Source organism: Pedobacter ghigonis (genome assembly GCF_903166585.1).
Classification (GTDB): domain Bacteria; phylum Bacteroidota; class Bacteroidia; order Sphingobacteriales; family Sphingobacteriaceae; genus Pedobacter; species Pedobacter ghigonis.
Map to the genome: position 1 here is coordinate 25,768 of NZ_CAESCM010000021.1, position 19,418 is coordinate 45,185.

The following is a 19,418-nucleotide window of genomic DNA, read 5'->3' on the forward strand; positions in this document are numbered from 1 at the left end:
TAGAAGTTTATAATGGGTTAAAGCCTGAAACAGACTTATGGTTATTGACGGATTTTAACCGTAGCTTGTTCAGCCCGATATCATTCTGTATCCGGTAAATTGATTGAAAATAGATTCATTGCAGGGATTGATACAAGAGCATAAGCACGCTGCATCAGATGGCAATAAATTTTAACTAAGGCGCTGGAGGTGAAATTACGTTTCTCATCATGTTTAGCATTTACGGCCATGGTTTATGGCTTGCTGTAGGCGAAAGTAAGTAATTCCGATTTGAGATCAAAATGAAAATATGAAAAGGAGAAATGATGTTAACAAGAAGAGTCGTCATTTCGACTGGAGTCAGCTGGTTTTCACCGGTGGCGGAACGGAGAAATCTACTTAGTTGGATTTAGCTCCGCTGGGCACCAGGTGGTTCTCGACTACATCGCACCCGATAGCTATCGGACTTGCTCGAAATGACGATCTTGGCTAGGCTGTTACTTATATTGATTTTAGTCAAACAGGTTCTCCTCAGCATGAAAATCCTGGTGTGAGCTAGTATTTGTTTCTAAACCCTCAACGAACCGCGAAAACCACGGGCTGCATAGTAAGATTCTGCACCGTTATGGTATACGAAAACGGTGTCGTAACGGTAATCGCAGAACAGGGCACCACCTAATTTTCTGATAGCGGCAGGCGTTTGCACCCAGCTCGAGGTTTTAGAGTCGAATTTGCCCAATTGCTGTAAAGTCCGGTATTCGGTTTCAGTTAAAAGCGTAATGCCCATCGTTTTAGCCATGTTTACCGCACTGTCGGCTGGTTTATGTTCCTTGCGCGATTCGAGTGCTTCACCGTCATAACAAATGCTCCGGCGGCCTTTAGGACTCTCGGGAGCACAATCGTAAAAAATGTATTCACCTGTTTTTTCATCGTAGCCCACCACATCAGGTTCGCCGCCGGTATTTTCCATGTCGTCGAGTATCCATAATTTTGCTTCGCTAGCTTCTAGTTTTGCTTTTACTTCGCTCCATTGAATAGTTTTATGGCGATTCATGTTTTTCTCAAAACGGGTTTGCAAAATATTCAGTAATTCTTCGCGTTGCTCGGGTTGTAGTGTTTTATTATTCATGGCGGTAATTGTTAAATGTTTAGTCGTCAAGGCCTTTTCCGTTCATAATTTGAGGCATGTATTTTTCTACCCTGGCTTCGCGGGTTTTGGCTTGTTTCGCTTGCGAAAAGTAGAAAAGATAACCCCGCTGGCGGCCTGGTGTTAGGGCTTCGAAAGCGGCTTTTAAGTCGGGTATGCTGTCTAATTTGTGCTGAAACTCGGCGGGTATGGCAAAATCCTCCGTCTTTTTAAATTCTACCTTTAGGCCCGATTTTTCTACTTCAATAGCCTCGTGGATATAGTTTTTTAGTGTTGTCGTCATTTCTACTATTTCGAGTGCATTGGTAAAGCGGATTTGTCGTGCTGATTGCACGTGCTCGGTTTGCTGAACCAAAATACCTTCCGGATCGGCTAATAATGCTCCTTTAAAAAACAGGAAGGCACAATATTCTTTAAATACGTGTATTAACACAACATTGCCTTGCTTATAGCTGTAACATGGGCAACCCCATTTCAATTCTTCAGTAAGGCCACAATCCAGTGCAATGGTTCTCAGGTGTTCTGTTGCTGTTTGCCAGTTTTTGGCTTTGTTAAAATAAAAATCAACTTTAGGATTCATGTTATCTGGTTAGATTGTTGTAAAAGAAAATGTGCTTCTCAGTTAAAATGGTTGGCTTACTGATTAAAATTAGCAAAAATAATTTTTCTATCCGCAGGCCTGAAATACCATGATGTCGCAGTGAGCAACAGAAGCAATACCGGACCAAAAAGGTCTTTTGCTGCATCGCCCATGGCCAGGTGGGAAAATACAGCACCCGACATAGCGAAGAAAAAGCCTGCATAAGCCCATTCTTTTAGTAAAGGGAATTTAGGGATCAGCACAGCAATTACGCCTAAAATTTTCCAGATACCCAATAAGGTGAGGAAATATACCGGATAACCTAAATGTGCCATCATAGCAGTTTCTTCTTTCATTTTCAGTAACTGCACAATTCCTGTTGCTGTCATTCCCAAAGCAAGCCAAACGGTGGCGATCCAATAAATAATTTTGTTTCTCTTTGTCATGATCGGTTATTTTAATTGATTAACGATTTGTTGTAAACGGTTGTGCGCCATGTTAATGCCCTGGGCAAAAGGCATCGCCAGGATCTGGTCGCGCACCTCAACCGAACGGTATACCACATGCATGGTTAGTTTGCTGGTAGCATCGGTAAGTTGTTCGAATTTTAAATACTCCAGCTGCACGCCAAAGGGTGTATTTTCCATTTCGAAAGTTCGGGTGATTTGCTGATCAGCTATAAATTCATGGATTACCCCGTTAAAGCCATGTTTATTTCCTCTGGGGTCAGTAGTTTCGAACTGGTAGCTGCCATGCTTGCGGCTTTCGAGTTTCAATACTTTGGTTCCCATCCATTGCGCTACAATTTCGGGCTCTACATAAGCTTTAAAAAGCAGTTCAACCGGGAGGTCGAATTCTCTCGTAACGAGTATTTCCTGTTTGCCGTTTTGGGCATCGATCTTTGTTTTCTGTTCCATGTTAGTCTTTCTTTTTGGCTTGGTAGGCTTTCATTACTGATTCGAGTTTGTTAAAGCGATCATCCCACATCTGGCGGAAAGGTTCGATAAAATCGGCTACTTCTTTCATTTTTTTTGCATTAATGTAATAGAAAATTTCCCTGCCATTTTGCTTTTGCTCCAGTAGCTCACATTCGGTAAGGATTTGCAGGTGTTTAGAAACGGTGGGGCGGGCAGTATCGAAATTTGCAGCAATGGCTCCGGCGGTCATTGCCTGCGAGGCCACCAGCAAAAGGATTGCCCTGCGGGTTGGTTCTGCTATGGCCTGAAAAACATCTCTTCTTAAATTCATTATGTAGCTATTTGACTACAAATATATATGTAGCTATTTAACTACGCAAATTTTTCTTCAACTTTTTTAATAAATGTGCTTTAGCTTTCGTTAAAGCAGGTAATTATGGAGGGTAGTAAAAGAACAAAGCCCAATAACCGTAAGGCTATTGAGCTTTGTTTTGGATTTTAAACAATACTTAAAGTTGTTTTTCTAAAAGCTGCTTAATCTCTTTATTGTCTAAAAAGCCTAAATGTGGATTAACCACCTTGCCTTCTTTGTTTACCAGTACCTGATGTGGAATGCCGGTAATTTTAAATTTGTCGGCAAGGTAGCGCCAGGCATCGTTGTCAAGTCTGTAATGCTGGCCTTTAATGCCGGGTGTCATATTCTGATAAGTAGCAAGTGGCGAGGTTTCGTTTGTGATGTAAACAAAGGCCACATTACTATCTTTCATCTCTTCTTTTAAAGGTTTAATCTCTTTTATTCCATTCAGGCAGGGACCGCACCAGGTTGCCCAAAAATCAACCAGGATAACTTTGCCAGCATATTTGCCCATAATGTTATCAAATATTTTATCGGCTTCAACTTTTGGTGTTTCGTTTACAAAATATCCACTAGAAGTTTTGTTTATTTCAATCTGCTTTAGGGTTTCATTATTTTTCAGTTCGATATATTCTTTTAAGAAAGGATTGCTGATCTGTTGTTTGGCTAAGTCAAGGTGTTTTGTATCAAGTGGAGTTAGCTGAGATACAACTGGTTTTGCAATATCCTGCGATCGCATTAAATCGATCAAAATACCCTGCTTAATACCGGTTGCCGAATCTAAAGTTGTGTAGTAGCGGTTCTTAAAAGCATTGCTTACAAAGTCATTGACAAAGCTTTTATGATCTGCATTCCATTTTTTTATTATCGGTGCGCTTACACTATCTGTACTAAGACTTAAACCATTTTCGCTGATTAATTTTTCGAAAGCAATATCGTTTTTGCTCAGTTGCCCGCCACTCAATTTTAGTGCAGCTGTAATGTCTTTGTAATTGTATGTGTAGCTGTCCATTCTGAAGCCGGGTATAAATTTAATCCGGTTGATAAATGTGCTGTAACCATTAGAAATCACATTAAGCTCATTGTTAAAATCGCTATTGTTAATGAAATTGTAATAACCGACCGGGTAAGCTTCTACATTAACTGTTGCTATATCTGGTAGTTTAAATGCACTTCTGTAAGCATATTCATAATTCCAGTGGTATTCCATCATGCGGTTTGCATATTCCAAGAGAATGTCTTTTTTCTTTACCTGATAAGCTTTGGCCGAAACTTTACCAAGTTGATTAAGCGAATCTAATTTAGTCTGTTCAATGGCTTGCAGGCCAAGCAGGTAGGTTTTATAATCGTTGGGTTTCATATTCACCAGTTTTTCTTGTATACGCTGGTAGTTATACTGGTCGATACTGTTTAATTGCCTCAGGCTTTCGTTCAATTGCGCGGCACTGCCAGTATATTTTATGGGGCCATTTCCCAATACCACAAAGAGTGTTTTGCCAGGCTCCAGATAGATGTCATTTTCATCAGCTACATCAGAACGCAAAAATACCCTTTGCAAGTGGTACACTGGTATTTTGCGGTAGAAGTAGCCATTCGGCTCAATATTAACCAGGGCATTTTCCTGCTCGCCGGTAATAATGTTATCGATGGCCAGCATCAGGGTTTTGGTATTCAGTTTCGCTGAATAGTTTTTAATGTATCCGCTAAAAACAGCACTATCATTTTTTAACAGCGGAAGCTGATAAACTTCCTTGCTTAAAATCTGTGCACAGCTTTCTTTATTACTGCTTAAGCGTGTCGAAAGTTTGCCTATGGCTAGGTTAAGCTCATTGTCGGCCAGTTTTTCTACAGTAATTTGTTTGGTAGCCTTGTTATTGCTTAGGGTAAGGTTGTAGTGCTCGCCGTTTTGGGTAATTGCCTGGTAAGTCCAAACTTGCTGATCGAGTATCACAGCTTTATTGTAAAAAGCGATGGCTAAATCGCTGTTTTTTGGGTTGTACCATTCGGTGTACAAAGAAAGAGGTAGGGGTGTTTGCTTTTTTATGAGTTCAATGTCGTAAATTTTCCAGCCATCGCCGCTGTCTTCGCCGTAATCAATCATGCTGGTTGTGGTAGCTATTTTTGGGAAAACAAGTTCGTAGCTTGTTTTTCCGCTGGCGGGCATGATATACTGTTTGTTAAAGGGAATACCTTTTGTGGTTTTGATAAACAATTTTTCCTTTGCACCATTTACCTGTATATAGGTGTTTTTTGGAATGCGGATCCAATTTCCAGCAGGAGCAGTGGTTTCGAAGTTTAAAACTGTTGCCGTATCACCTAAGCTAACTTTAACAATTTTTAAGTTCGGGTTTTTGCCATCAAAGCCAACCAATGGATTGGTAATGGTTTTTTGCGCCAAACTGGTTAAGCTAACTGGTGCCAGCAGGCAAGTTAAGGCCAGGCCTTTAAGCAGATTGTTTAAGGTAGTGGGTGAGGAGTTCATGGGTTGTTAATTTGATTAGATAGCTAAATTAAATAATTAAGACGGCCTTAACCCTTAAATAATGTTAATTTTTTTTGCAGGTACATGGAGGTGTAGTTGAAGCGTAATAGGGATGGCTGACGCTAAATAATTGTTTGAATTTTATAATCAATTATTTGAATTGCGTAATTTTAAGAAACAACTCTGCCTTAAATTTGTAAGGGTATAATATTTTAAAATTTAAACTTATGATAGCAACAAAAGGATATGCGGCGCAAAGCCCAACAACAGATCTTGCACCATGGAACTTCGAACGCAGAGAAGTTGGACCACATGATGTGCAGTTCGAAATACTATTTTGTGGCGTTTGCCACTCCGATCTTCACCAGATTAAAAACGACTGGTTTCCAGGTATCTTCCCAATGGTTCCGGGGCATGAGATTGTTGGTCGTGTGGTTAAGGTTGGCGACCATGTAAAGAATTTTAAGGTTGGCGATTTGGCCGGAACGGGTTGTATGGTTGATGCCTGTATGGTTTGCGAAAACTGTAAGCAGGATTTAGAGCAATATTGCCTGGAAGGAAATACGCAAACCTATAACGGTTTAGAGCGCGACGGCAAAACACCTACCTACGGTGGCTATTCGGATAGTATTGTGGTTAGGGAAGAGTTTGTGCTTAAAATTGCCGATAACTTAAACCTTGCTGCGGTTGCGCCATTGTTGTGCGCCGGTATCACAACTTATTCGCCTTTACGCCATTGGAAAGTGGGTAAGGGACATAAATTAGCAGTATTAGGCTTGGGCGGATTAGGTCACATGGCGGTGAAATTTGGAGTAGCTTTTGGGGCAGAGGTAACTGTATTAAGTACTTCACCTAAAAAAGAAGCAGATGCCAAAAAACTGGGTGCCCATCATTTTGTGGTTACTACCGATCCTGAACAGGTAAAAGCTGCTACCGGTACATTCGATTTTATTCTTGATACTGTGTCGGCTGAGCACGATTTTAACATGTACCTTTCTTTACTGAGAACAAACGGAATTCATATTTGTGTAGGCGTGCCACCAAAACCGGCAGAAATTGCTGCGTTTAGTTTATTGGGTGGCAGAAAAAGCCTGGCTGGTTCTGGTATCGGGGGTATTAAGGAAACTCAGGAAATGCTTGATTTCTGTGCAGCCAATGATATTGTTTCGGATATTGAAATGATTGATATCAAAGATATTCATCATGCATACGAACGCATGGAAAAAGGCGATGTACGTTATCGCTTTGTTATTGATATGGCTACTTTATAAGCTGTCTGATTATCTAACAGGAAAAAACCGGAGCATTGATTGTTCCGGTTTTTTTGTTTAACCAGTTGATTGCAATAGACGTTGTGCGCTGCTTAAAGTAACCATCAGGGAAGATCAATTAACCGGTTTAAACAATTAACCAGTTAACCCAATAAAGCGACCAGCTAATGAACCAATGACTAGTGATCAATGCACAAATGAACTAATGAGCCAATGAACCTATAATGCATACGCCGTCTCCGCCTTCGATTGCGAAAGCACTAAAAAACTCTGGATATTACCTACATAGGCCAGGGTACCAATATTATCCCTCAAAAAATTGTTGTACGAAACCATATCCGGCATGGCTACCTTTAGCATAAAATCGAAATGCCCGGTAAGGTGGTAGCATTCCATTACTTCAGGGTATTTTTCCATTTCGGCTTTAAAAGCCCTGATCACATCTTCAGAATGGAGGTTAAGCTGAATGTGCGGAAAGGCTATGAAATGTGATCTCAGCTTGTCAATATCTACCAAAGCTACTGTCGATTTGATGTAGCCGTTTGTTCGTAGCTTTTTAATACGCTCAACAATGTGCGTCATACTTTTTCTAAGCTTCCCCGAAACTTCCTTGTAGGTTAATAATCCGTCGCGTTGTAAAAGGTTAAGGATTTCAATATCGGTCTGATCAACTTTTGGTGACTGCATGTAAATACTTAGTGTATAATTGTATATTTTTTGTTCGCTTTTGTGAAGCCTAAAAATAGGTAAAATAATTATATTTAAGTTGATTTAATGCCAGTGTTAGTGGTTTTGCTTAGTGTATTTTTTACAATTATGTGTGGTTTTTGTAAGGTGCAATAAAAATTATATTCTGTTGGCTGGTTTTTAGAATCAGATAAACCAAATTTTTGGGATGCAGGGGTGTTTGAAAAAAATAATTTTTACCAAAAAAAAAGCTTGTTGCTTTATAATTTGCTTAACTACTGATCTTTATAGCATAAATTATTTTACCAAATATTGTTTCTCTCATGGATAAAAAACACAATTTCGGCGCCGGTCCGTGCATATTGCCATCGGCTGTAATGGAACAAGCTGCCCAGGCTGTTATCAACTGGAACGGAATGGGATTGTCTATTTTGGAAGTTTCGCACCGCTCGCCCGAATTTGAGGAGGTGGTACTTAAAACACAGTTGCTGGTGCGCGAGTTGCTGTCGGTTCCCGATCACTATTCGGTGCTTTTTTTACAGGGCGGGGCCAGTACGCAATTTGCCATGATTCCGATGAATTTTTTAAGTGAAGGGAAAAAGGCAGCTTATCTCGATACCGGTTATTTTGCAATAAAAGCCATTAAAGAGGCTAAATTATTTGGTGAAGTTGATGTTGTAGCATCTTCGAAAGATAAAGACTATGCCTATATTCCAGATCACCCCAATGTAGATGCCGGATCTGCCTACCTGCATTATACCTCAAACAATACGATTGAAGGAACAGAGATATTTAATTTTTCAGCCGCTGGCGTTCCGCTGGTATGCGATATGTCTTCAGATATTTTTTCGAGAAAGATTAATGTAAATGATTTCGATCTGATTTATGCAGGTGCGCAAAAGAACATGGGGCCGGCAGGCATGACTTTGGTTATTGCTAAAAGCGAATTCCTCGATCGTGCAAAGAAAGAAGTTCCATCTATGCTCGACTACCGGGTATTTCGCGATAACATGAGCATGTACAATACACCTCCTGTATTTTCTATTTACGTGGCCATGCTTAATCTTTTATGGCTTAAAGATCAGGGTGGGGTAAGCGGAATAGAACTTAGAAATATAGAGAAAGCCAAATTACTATATGCTGAAATAGACCGGAATCCGCTTTTTTACGGTACTGCACAGGTTGCACACCGCTCGCGGATGAACGTTACTTTTCAGGCAGTTGACAAGGATGCAGAAGGCGCATTTTTAAAATTTGCTGCAGAAAAAGGCATCGTGGGGATAAAAGGTTACCGTACTGTTGGTGGCTTCCGTGCATCGCTTTATAATGCGCTTCCCTTATCAAGTGTATCTGTATTGGTAGAAGCTATGGTCAGTTTCGAAAAAATATATAGTGATAAAACAGTTCTTGAACTCGAATAAATCTATAAAAAGATGATAAAAATTTCTCCTTTAAAGGCATTAAGGCCAGGGAAAGGCATTTTTGATCTGATGATCTCTGACCAGGTAAATGGTAAGGGACATAAAAATGAAAAACTTTCTTTTGAAGATATCATTAATTTGTTTGGATGTGCTTTGGACGATCAACCGGCCATTTATGTTTATGAAGTTCGTGGCGATGCTGGTGTAATGCGCGGTGTTTGGGCCACTATTGATCTTTCTGAAACGGCAGCAGAAGCGATTAAGCGTCACGAAGAAACTGTATCATCGAAAGTTGAATCACTGAAAGCCGACAGGAGAAGTAAAACCACCGAAAAGTCGCCCATATTATTGGTGCATAAAAAAGATAAAGCCTTAGATGCATTGATTGATTATGTGGTGCGCACGCGCAAACCGCTGGCTACCGAGTGGTCGCAAATGGGACATTTTCTTTATCAGGTACTGGAAGAAGAGGTGATTGAAAAATTTGTGCAACAGTTTAAAGCAATTGAAGCCGTTTACCTGGCCGATGGCCATCACAGGCTGGAGGCCGCCTGTTCACTTCAAAAAAATATTCCACAGCAAATCAGCTCGCTCTTTGTTTCTGCCGATGTAATTTCGATAGCGCCTTTCCACAGGATTGTTTCTGCTACTGATATTTCCTGGCCTATACTGATGGAAAAGCTGGGCCAGTATTATTACATTTCAAAAATCCCCAACAATAAACCTTATAAACCCGATCAGAAAAACAGGCTGGGACTTTGTTTTCAGGGAGAGTGGTATCAGCTCGATTTAAATAAAGCCTGGGATACGCTGTCTGCCAAACCCGATACAGTGATTTTGCAGGATATGATTCTTTCGGAAGTCTTGGGGATACACCAGCCTAAGGAAGATGAGCGGTTAACTTGTTTTCCGGATTGCAAATGGCCACAGTTTCTCAGCGAACTGAGCAATGATAACCGCTCAATTGGTTTTTCTCTTTTTGCCATGACGCCCGATGCTTTTATTGCAGCAGCAGAAAGAGCTGAGTTTTTGCCACCTAAATCTACCTGGATCGCCCCTAAAGTTCCACAGGGCTTTATGGCAAGCAGTCCGGTAGCCATTACCGCAAAAGGCGAACAGTTACGGATGAATTAATAAAAGAAATACAATGTTCGATCTCGATTTAGAAAGTATAGGACAAGTAACGGCCACAGTGCTAATTGTTGGCTTTTTTGTAGTGGCCTGGTATAAAAGGCGGTATTAAGGAATCCAAAATTTTTCCCGCAAATTACGCAGATTGAAACGCAGAGCTTAAAATGATAAAAGGTTTAAGATATATAATGCATTTAATCAGCTTTAAATTTATAATATCTGCGGCATCCTCTTAAATCAGCGGGAGATTATGAGTTGAAATTTTTCCCGCAAATTACGCAGATTGAAACGCAGAGCTAAAAAATAATAAAAGGTTTAACATATATAATGCATTTAATAGGCTTTAAATTTATAATATCTGCGGTATCACCTTAAAGCAGTGGGAGATGATAAGTTGAAATTTTTCCACAAAGCACGCAGATTGGAGCGTAGAGTTGCAAGTAGGTTGATGAAAGCTGATTTTTCAATGTATTTAATAAATTGTGCTATTAATAAAATCTGCGGGAAATTATAAACCAAAATTTTTCCCGTAAATCTCATATTCTTGTATAATGCATTAACCAAGCCTATTATATTTCAATTCAGGTTAAAAATGTATCAATGCGGTTGAAATTTGGTAGCGGATGAATTGATTACCACTAAAATTTATACTTTTGGTTTTCTAATCATACTCTTTTTATGAAATTACTTTTTAGATTTTGTGTAGCGGGCCTATTAACTGCTTCATCAATTGCAGCCAGTGCACAAACCGTTACACTCGATTACTTTTTTAACCGTGAAACCCGTAAAGATAAACAGGGAAAAGAAATCCGTTTTCACTACCTGTGGAGCGAGCGCGCAAGCAGTGGTTTCTCTATTTTGGGCAATACTTTTAAGAAAGAGGGCTTTAAACTAGACTCGCTGGAAACCGCACCTACAGCAGCAAATTTAAAAGGAAGTGATGTTTATTTAATTGTCGATCCTGACAGGCCAAAAGAAAACCCAAAACCAAATTATATAGAAGCCGAGCACATCAAGGCCATTGCTACCTGGGTAAAACAGGGCGGGGTATTGGTGATGTTTGCTAACGATAGCGCCAATGTAGAACTAACGCACTTTAATAAGCTGGCCAATACATTTGGAATACATTTTAGCAATGAGATGCAAAACCATGTAATTGATGATGCACATTTTGAAGATGGTGCTATTGTAACCAAAAACAACCCGGTATTTAAAACTGCTTCAAAAATTTTCATGAAAGATGTATGTGCTATCGAAACCAAAGGCGCTGCCAAACCGATATTAAAAAATGGTACCGGTGCTACCGTTATTGCTGCTGCAAAATATGGTAAGGGCAATGTAGTGGCCATCGCCGATCCATGGTTGTACGATGAATACGTAAATGGCCGTTTGCCTAAAGAGATGGGCTTCGAAAACGATAAGGCAGCAGCTGATCTGGTTAAATGGTTAAAAACCCTGGCCAAAAAATAATTAAAGTTTATCCAGCTTAAAATAACCTAAATGAATCTCATCTTCTGGTAAGCCGGTTGATTCGGTAATTTCTATCTGGTATTTTTTCCTGGCCTCCTTACTCAATATATCTTCTATTTTATAGATATCATCAACGTCAATTCCATATTTTTCATCAATATGCGAATTGGCACCTTTGATGGAGTTCGTTTTAAAAAATAAAGTCCTTTTGGCTTCCTGTATGGCTTGTGCCCGCTCATCGTGTACCGATAGTACAATGTAATGCTGTTCGTAAAGCAAGCCTGATTGATATCCGCCAAGGTTGATGAAAAAGAGTTTCTTTGTACCGGTGGATGTTTCGTTACTGCGCGGCACTACTTTAATCCGGTATCCATCCACATAATTTACTTCGCGCCAACCATCCAGATGGATGCTGCTGCCGGCTTCGGGCCAGAAAGCTTTTATATCCGGTATCAATTCCTTTAAACTGTGTGCTATCCCAAAAAAATAATCATGTTGCTCTACATTTCTTTTAGGGGCTTTCGATCCCAGTAAAATCATAAACAATTTGGGTGGTGTTAGTCCTTTTTCCTCCATTTTGTTGTCAAACGTATTGATGTCCGATAAAACTAACAAGATTTGTTACGATTGGTTTCTGAAAAGAAATAAGATTGGCAATTTTCCCTGAGCTAAAACAATTTTAGCTTTTAAAGATTATAAGGTTTACAAATCACATTAATTAATGGGTAAGGGAAAATTAAATAAGCGGGTTGCTATCATTGGTGGCGGACCAAGTGCGCTTTTTATGTATAAAAGACTTATAGAATCGAAAAGGAAAAACCTGCAAATCGATATTTTTGAGCGAAAGGATACTTTGGGAGCTGGTATGCCTTATAGTGCCGAAGGAGCAAACAACGAGCACATTACCAATGTTTCCGATAACGAAATTCCGGTTATTTTTAATTCCATAGCAGACTGGGTTAAAACCGCACCAAAACCTTTGTTGAAAAAGTTTAATATCAGCCCTGAAAATTTTAATGAATATAAAGTGCTGCCACGGTTATTTTTCGGTGAATACCTGAAAGCACAATTTGAGCTATTAAAAAAATCTGCCACAAAAAAGGGGATTATCACCAGGGTGCACCTCAATACCGTGGTTGAAGATGTGATCGACCATCCACGTAAAAAGGAGGTAGCTGTAAAACTGCAGGAAGGTGGCTGGCTTGATTTTGATAGTTTAATTATTTGTACCGGCCACAGCTGGCCCAAAAAGTATGAAGGTAAAATCGAGGGGTATTTCGATTCGCCCTATCCTCCCAAAAAAATGTTGTTAAAGCTGAATCATCCTGTTGGCTTAATGGGTTCATCGCTAACTGCAATTGATGCTGTGCGGACACTGGCTAAAGCAAATGGTAAGTTTGTAGAAAATAAAGAAGGAAAGCTCAGTTACCAGCTTAACGAGGATAGTGAAGGTTTTAAGCTCATTATGCATTCAAGAAATGGCTTGTTACCTGCTATCCGGTTTCATTTAGAAGACCCGCATTTAGGTAAAGACGAAACCTTGCCGAAAACAGAAATTCAGAAACATATTAAAGCAAATGGGGGCTTTGTAAGCCTTGACTTTTTATTTGAGGAGAATTTTAAAGCCAGGTTCATTAAAGAAGATCCAGATTTTTACAAAAAAATAAAGGATTTAACGCTGGAGGAGTTTGTCGAAAAGATGATGGCTTACCGGGAAAAAAAAGAACCTTTTGAGCTTTTTAAACAAGAATATATAGAAGCCGAAAAGTCCATCCGTAAAAAGGAATCGGTTTATTGGAAAGAAGCATTGGCCATTTTAAGCTTTACGATGAATTATCCTGCCAAATATTTATCAGCCGAAGATATGGAGCGATTGCAAAAAGTATTAATGCCCTTAATATCTATTGTTATTGCATTTGTTCCTCAAAGCTCATGCAGGATGCTGTTTGCCTTGCACGATGCAGGGATTTTAGATATTGTTGAAGTTGGCGACGACAGTGAAGTTAAACCGCTTAAAAAAGGAGGGGTCAATTATCATTATTACAACAGCCAGAATAAAAAGGTTGTAAGTCATTTTAAAACATTTGTTGATTGCGTTGGGCAGCCCCACCTTTCTGTTCATGATTTTCCTTTTAAAAGTTTGGTTAAAGGGGGTAAAATCAGTCAGGCCAGGCTTGCTTTTAAATCAGCAGACATGGGTCAGAAAGCTAAGGCTACTGTTAATAAACAAGTGACGGTAATTGACGGCGAATACTATTTAAACGTACCGGGCATTACCATAAACGATCATTTTCAGCTGGTTGATAAGAAAGGGAATAACTGCGATAGAATCTATCTGATGGCTGTTCCATACATGGGAGGCTATAATCCGGATTATTCGGGACTCGATTTTTGTGAAGCTGCCTCAACAGTTGTTGCCCAGCAAATTTTAGTTTGAAATATTTGATGATTTTGGCTTAAAATGTAGTGCTAAGTATACCTGATTTTAAGTACTATGTGTATTCTGTTTTTCTGTGTTTAATTGTTTAGTATATTGATTATTAGTGTGTTAATTGTTGTTTTGCTTGGTTTGTGCTGCTAAAAACAAACGTTTGCGCTTAAATTGTGTATAAATTATTTCACATCACTTTTTTATCCTGATTCGGACGATAGTCAATGATCTAAAAATTAGCCTATTATCGTTCTCTTTTTAATCTTTGATCGCCAAATTATATTGTCATTCTAACGTTTATTGTTTTTTGCCATTCGCTAAAGGAATATCTCTTTAAAAATCGATAAGAATTGTTAGTTATTATTTAAGTGCTAAAGCTTTTATGTTGCTTTAGTTTGTTTTAAAGGCATTTATTAGGCAAACGTTTGCGTTAAGAAAAAAGAAAAACGAACTTTCTTAATCTATATCTTGCATTAACAAAAACATAACGAGCCAAATATTTTATTAGTACAACCAGCTAATAATGTTTCTTGCTAACCACTTGAAACAACATTAGCGAAAACAACGATATAACCTCTACCGGGGAATAACAGCAAACAAACAATAACTAATGGTTCTTGTTGCAAATTTTTTTGCAGCAAGGATTAACAATTAATCCTAATTAAACTCTATGATCAAAAACTTTACACTTTGTCTCCAGGTATTCTTTTAAGAAAATAACAAACAACCAAAGGTTTTTAACACATCTTTTTGTAGTTAAGAATTATAACTAATCATCCTAACTCCCATACCATGTTCAAAAATTTTACGCTTTGTCGACAGGCATTCTTGTGCCCAAAATTTTCTGCCAGTAATTATCAGTTACCGGTCTTTTAGCAATTGCATTTTCATTTAATACTAAAAATTTAATAAAAACTATTCAAATGGTTAAAATTTACACAAGCATTTGTTTTGCCTTGTTTTTATCTGTTTTTGGATCTCAAGCCTTACATGCCAATACGGTAGTGGTAAAGGGGGGTAATAGTCTGTATTTTGCTTTTCAGCAGGATACGACAAAAACTAAGAAGGAGCCAGCAACATTTTCTGTAAAAACAGATACAATAGGGCAAATGATTAAGGCGTTGCAGAAATTTAAGGCTGTACGCGATACGATTAACATCCGTTCGGCAACGCCGGTTCCAAATTTGTCATTACAACAGATTATTAAAGGAAATTTAGCAGGAGTTTACGTGCAGGAGCCAAATGGCGAGCCTGGAACCGAACAAAGTATTATTATTCAAGGAGCTTCTGGTTTACTTTTCAGCAAAAAAGATATTTATGCATTGCAACCAGCTGTTTATTTAAATGGTGTACCGTTGGTGGCCGATAATCCTTTCGCTTTTGATGTTCAGAAATATGACTATAACAGGATTGGCCCTGCTACCAACTTATTGTCTCAAATCAGTATAGATAATATACAGTCTATTTCGGTGATCAAAGATCCATTTGAATTGGCTAAACTTGGGCCAAATGCCGCTAATGGTGCCATATATATTACTACTAAGAATGCCAGGTCTTCTGGTCTTCGCGATATCAGTGCAAACGCTTATTTTGGTTATGTAACCACACCTAAAGTAAATACGATTAACGGTGTTTACGAAAATAATTTTAGAAAACCATTTTATCAAAAGTATGCAACCGTTGAAAATTATGCGGGTTATGCATCTTATTTAAGAGATTCGACCAATACCGCATACTACGGACCATCTAACTGGAACGATTTATACTACAAAAATACGCCAACTTTTTCGGCTGATTTAGGTATTACAGGTGGTGGTGACCGCGCAAATTTCAGATTTTTCGGTTCAGGCACTAAAAACGCAGGTAATGCAGATGATACTAATATAAATAAGTATAATTTATTTTTTGGTATCAACATGGCCCCATTTCAATGGCTTACAGTTTCGAGTAGTGTGAATGCAGCGCGTTTAGACCGTACCAGAAACCGAAGTTTGAGAGATCGTTTTGCTGAAACCAGGTATATTCCAGATTTATCAAATCCTTTATCGCCAAACGCTTCTATTTATGGAAATTTTTTAGAAGAAAATGCCAAGAATGTAGATAATAATCGCAATAGCATTTTAAACGGTAATTTAATAATCAGCGCTAAAGTCAATAAAATAACCCTTACTTCGAGTTTAATTTTTGATTATAACGAAGGCGTGAGAGATTATTTTACTCCTTCTAGCTTAATGGATGGAGTGAGTTATGTATCCAATTATTTTGGTTATAGCCAGCGTTTGTTGCAAAGCAATACAGCTTCTTATAAGTATGAAATTAATAAGAAGCATACTGTCGATTTTGAAATTGGCCAAAGTTTTCAGGGCGATACCTATAAATACAATTATGCTCGTGCCTATAACGGACCAAATGATTATGTAAAGTTAAACCTGGTTGATGGCCGTGAAAAAATTAACGATGCTGATAACCCGGATTATCTAAATACACTTGCAAAAGGTGGTTTCTATGTTTTCCGGTATATAGACAAGGAGCGGAATAACCTGATGTCTTTCTATGGATCGGCTAAGTACAGCTATAAAAACCTGTTAAACGTAAGTGCCCTTGTAAGAAGAGATGGTTCATCTAACGGACAGCCGGATAGCAGATGGGTAACAACACCAGCCTTTAATGCCACCTTTAATTTGAAGGAGCAGTTTTTAAAGAATGATACTTTTTTTGATGCCCTGAACCTTAGTGCTGGTTGGGGAAGAAATTTAAGGATTTTCCTTGACGACAGATATGCGGCAGGCCCTCAGTACCGTTCGGAAAATGGTTGGTTTGAAGAGCCTACTATCCCAGGCTATGGAGGTAGATTAGGGATAAACAGACCATATGAGAGCGGCTTTATTGGTTATGGAATTAGTCTTCCTTTTTCTGATCGGACCAATATCACACTTGATGCAGCTTTCTTGAATAACAGAATTAATGCAGCAATCAGTGCTTATAACCGTAACGACAATAATAACATTATTGGTGTACCGGTACCTTTTGAAACAGGTTACAATGTTAACTATCAATCGGGAATGGATATTAACAATAAAGGTTTAGAACTTATGTTGAATGGTGTAATCATCAATCAACCTAAAGGGTTAAGCTGGAATACAACCCTAAACATCAATTACAACCGTAACGAACTTAAGGCATTACCAAATGGTTTAAAAGAAGTAATTGTTGGCGATAATAAGCTTACTGTTGGTAAACCGGTTGGAAGCTTTTGGTTGTATACTAACAATGGTATTTACAATACCAATGCCGATGTACCTGCGGGAAGAACCTTTAATGGTATTCCAATGAAAGCCGGTGATCCTAACTGGGCAGACTATAATGGCGACAACCGTATTGATAGTAAAGATAAAATTTTAACAGGTAACCGTTTACCGAAATTTGTAGGTGGTTGGAATAATACCTTGGCTTACAAAAACTTCGATCTTAATTTCAACTTCATCTTTGCATTGGGCCAAAAGGCAATTAATCAATATGAAGCTACCCGTTATGGTTTTATTAACCGCGAGGCAGGCAACGATATTAATTCTGTTAAGGAAGTTTCTTCATGGCAGGTATTTGACAATGAAAAAACGTATCCAATTTATAATCCGTGGAGTGATGTTGATGCATATCGTGTTGATCAGGATCTGTTTTTAGAGGATGCCTCGTATGTAAAATTAAGATCAGTAACCCTTGGTTACGATTTCGGTAAAACTTCATTCTTCAAAAAAACGGGTAAAACAGTAAGAAGGGCATACTTATACGCAACCGCGATGAACTTGTTTACCATTACCAGGTTTACAGGGGCTGATCCTGAACTTGTAAACTATACCGGATACTACGATGGAGCCAATTTAACCATCCCTAGAACCTTTGTATTGGGCTTTAAATTGGATTTATAAAATAATTATACAATTAATATGAATGATATAATCAATAAAGAAAATAGGTTTTACAAGACTGCTGCTGCAATTTTGGTATTACTAATTGGCTTTGGGAATTTTTCTTGTAAAAAGATCGACGATGTACAATCGACAAGATTGTCTACTGAAGAAACCAACTGGAAAACCTTAGAAGATGCCAAAGCGAACTTGCTATCGGTATACGGGTTGCTCCGTTCGGCTACTGTAGCTGATAACGGCCACTGGATCATGGGCGATTTAAGACAGGGCGATTTTACCATTACTAATCGTGCCGATTTAAAGGCTGTTGTGAATGGTCAACTTAATGCTTCTTACCCGGTAATTAACAGGTTAACCAACTGGAGAAGATTTTATGCTGCCATAAATGCTGCAAGTCTTTTTATAGAGCGGGCAAAAGAGATTAAAAGTTTAGATCCCCGTTACACTCAGATAAATTTTGATGTAGATGTTGCACAAGCAAGAATGCTTAGAGCCTTTGCTTATTTTTATATGAGCAGAATTTGGGGCGATGTGCCTTTGCTTACTTCATCTCACGATGGTGAATTTATACAACTGCCCAGGACCTCGCAGCAAAAAGTACTGGCATTTGCTACTAACGAATTATTAGCTGCCGCTAAAGTAGTGCCTTTCAGGTATGGTGGTACCGACCCGATTATGCCGGGCTTATATTATGGTGCAAACTGGCCGTCATGGAATGGTATCGTTTTTACACGTTTATCGGCTTATATTATTTTAGCACACATTGCTGCATGGCAAGGTAACTATATTGATGCGGCTAATTATTCGAAATTTGTTTTGGATAATCAATCTACACAGTATTTTGTTGATGGGGCTAACCCGTTGGATTATATTGATATGAACGCCCTAACGGAAAATCAGAACAACTATAGTCCGTTTGCATACAAAAGAGCAAACCTGATGGTAGGTTTCCCTTTTGAAGCAGGTAATGGTTTATCAACTGCCAATGGCCACATTGAGCAATTAACGCTGGCTTATCCTTTTATCCCGAAGTCGCAGCCGGAAATGTTTGTGTCTAAAGATACCATCATCAAAGCATTTCCATATCCTGTTGATTTAAGGTTCAGCAGAGATCCGGTAACAGGATTATTAAGAACAAATTATTTTTATGGTTTTGAATCTGAGCGTCCAATTTTTAATAAAATAAAAGTAATCTATCCGTCCAGTACTTCGGGTAATGTAACCTTATTCAGTTCTTCAATGGTATTTAGCCGAATGGAAGAAATTACCTTGTTAAGGGCTGAGGCGCTTGCTGTGTTAGGACAGAGAAGTGATGCGCTTATTGCCCTAAACAGAGCTTGTGCTTTAAGAGGTTTCAGTTTCACATCTGATGTACAAGATTTAGTTGCCGCAATTTTTCAGGAACGCAGAAGAGAGTTAATGGGAGAGGGTTGGAGATGGTACGACATTATAAGATACAATCGTATTAAAAATCCCCAAGGTGTTTTTACAACTAAAAATGGTAAATCGATGACTTTTAAGGAGTTTGAAGCTGCCGGTGGTATCTATTGGCCGGTATCGCAAGATGTAATTAATGCCAATTCATCAATTACCCAAAATCCATACTGGTAATCATTAACCT

General features: G+C 38.7%; 15 protein-coding genes. 7 read left to right on the forward strand and 8 right to left on the reverse strand.

The features are described 5' to 3' along the window. Positions 1–547 precede the first annotated feature (547 nt). The 6 genes from HWV58_RS22415 to HWV58_RS22440 all read right to left on the reverse strand — a co-directional run bounded on the left by HWV58_RS22415 (position 548) and on the right by HWV58_RS22440 (position 5,460). Positions 548–1,108 (reverse strand): DUF4256 domain-containing protein, encoded by a 561-nt coding sequence (locus tag HWV58_RS22415; protein ID WP_175636240.1) that lies wholly within the window; start codon positions 1,106–1,108, stop codon positions 548–550. A gap of 19 nt (positions 1,109–1,127) precedes the next feature. After that, entirely contained in the window at positions 1,128–1,706 is a 579-nt protein-coding gene (locus HWV58_RS22420; protein WP_175636241.1) for a YdeI/OmpD-associated family protein, read from the reverse strand. A 56-nt stretch (positions 1,707–1,762) separates the two neighbouring features. Continuing rightward, positions 1,763–2,152, reverse strand: a complete 390-nt coding sequence (locus HWV58_RS22425) for a DoxX family protein (protein WP_175636242.1) — start codon at positions 2,150–2,152, stop codon at positions 1,763–1,765. Between the two features lie 6 nt (positions 2,153–2,158). Then, complete coding sequence (locus HWV58_RS22430; protein ID WP_175636243.1) at positions 2,159–2,623, reverse strand: SRPBCC domain-containing protein; 465 nt, start codon at positions 2,621–2,623, stop codon at positions 2,159–2,161. A gap of 1 nt (position 2,624) precedes the next feature. Continuing rightward, the gene (locus tag HWV58_RS22435) at positions 2,625–2,954 is read right to left on the reverse strand and encodes an ArsR/SmtB family transcription factor (RefSeq protein WP_175636244.1); all 330 of its coding nucleotides are present in this window, start codon (positions 2,952–2,954) and stop codon (positions 2,625–2,627) included. A gap of 178 nt (positions 2,955–3,132) precedes the next feature. After that, positions 3,133–5,460 carry a TlpA family protein disulfide reductase gene (locus HWV58_RS22440; protein ID WP_175636245.1) on the reverse strand — a complete coding sequence of 776 codons (2,328 nt, stop codon included), beginning with the start codon at positions 5,458–5,460 and terminating at the stop codon, positions 3,133–3,135. A gap of 227 nt (positions 5,461–5,687) precedes the next feature. Here HWV58_RS22440 and HWV58_RS22445 point away from each other — a divergent pair, with 227 nt between their 5' ends. Further along, entirely contained in the window at positions 5,688–6,731 is a 1,044-nt protein-coding gene (locus HWV58_RS22445) for an NAD(P)-dependent alcohol dehydrogenase (RefSeq protein ID WP_175636246.1), read from the forward strand. A gap of 219 nt (positions 6,732–6,950) precedes the next feature. Here the strand turns inward: HWV58_RS22445 and HWV58_RS22450 are convergent, their stop codons facing one another. Beyond that, positions 6,951–7,418, reverse strand: a complete 468-nt coding sequence (locus HWV58_RS22450; protein WP_175636247.1) for an Lrp/AsnC family transcriptional regulator — start codon at positions 7,416–7,418, stop codon at positions 6,951–6,953. Between the two features lie 323 nt (positions 7,419–7,741). On the opposite strand from HWV58_RS22450, the gene serC reads away from it, so the two are divergent. The 3 genes from serC (at position 7,742) to HWV58_RS22465 (ending at position 11,440) form a co-directional block, all read left to right on the forward strand. Continuing rightward, positions 7,742–8,839, forward strand: a complete 1,098-nt coding sequence (gene serC / locus HWV58_RS22455; RefSeq protein ID WP_175636248.1) for a 3-phosphoserine/phosphohydroxythreonine transaminase — start codon at positions 7,742–7,744, stop codon at positions 8,837–8,839. Positions 8,840–8,851: 12 nt separating this feature from the next. Next, positions 8,852–9,973, forward strand: a complete 1,122-nt coding sequence (locus HWV58_RS22460) for a DUF1015 family protein (protein WP_175636249.1) — start codon at positions 8,852–8,854, stop codon at positions 9,971–9,973. A gap of 675 nt (positions 9,974–10,648) precedes the next feature. Further along, positions 10,649–11,440: a DUF4350 domain-containing protein gene (locus HWV58_RS22465; protein WP_175636250.1), complete on the forward strand. Its 792-nt coding sequence runs from the start codon at positions 10,649–10,651 to the stop codon at positions 11,438–11,440. Here HWV58_RS22465 and HWV58_RS22470 read toward each other — a convergent pair whose 3' ends face one another. After that, positions 11,441–12,055: a DUF1543 domain-containing protein gene (locus HWV58_RS22470; RefSeq protein WP_317174811.1), complete on the reverse strand. Its 615-nt coding sequence runs from the start codon at positions 12,053–12,055 to the stop codon at positions 11,441–11,443. A gap of 106 nt (positions 12,056–12,161) precedes the next feature. Between HWV58_RS22470 and HWV58_RS22475 the strand changes: the two genes are divergently transcribed. The 3 genes from HWV58_RS22475 to HWV58_RS22485 all read left to right on the forward strand — a co-directional run bounded on the left by HWV58_RS22475 (position 12,162) and on the right by HWV58_RS22485 (position 19,408). Further along, on the forward strand, positions 12,162–13,877 hold the full coding sequence (locus HWV58_RS22475; protein WP_175636251.1) for an FAD/NAD(P)-binding protein: 1,716 nt from the start codon (positions 12,162–12,164) through the stop codon (positions 13,875–13,877). A gap of 917 nt (positions 13,878–14,794) precedes the next feature. After that, positions 14,795–17,797 (forward strand): SusC/RagA family TonB-linked outer membrane protein, encoded by a 3,003-nt coding sequence (locus tag HWV58_RS22480; protein ID WP_175636252.1) that lies wholly within the window; start codon positions 14,795–14,797, stop codon positions 17,795–17,797. Positions 17,798–17,815: 18 nt separating this feature from the next. Continuing rightward, positions 17,816–19,408 (forward strand): RagB/SusD family nutrient uptake outer membrane protein, encoded by a 1,593-nt coding sequence (locus HWV58_RS22485; RefSeq protein ID WP_175636253.1) that lies wholly within the window; start codon positions 17,816–17,818, stop codon positions 19,406–19,408. Positions 19,409–19,418: the final 10 nt, after the last annotated feature.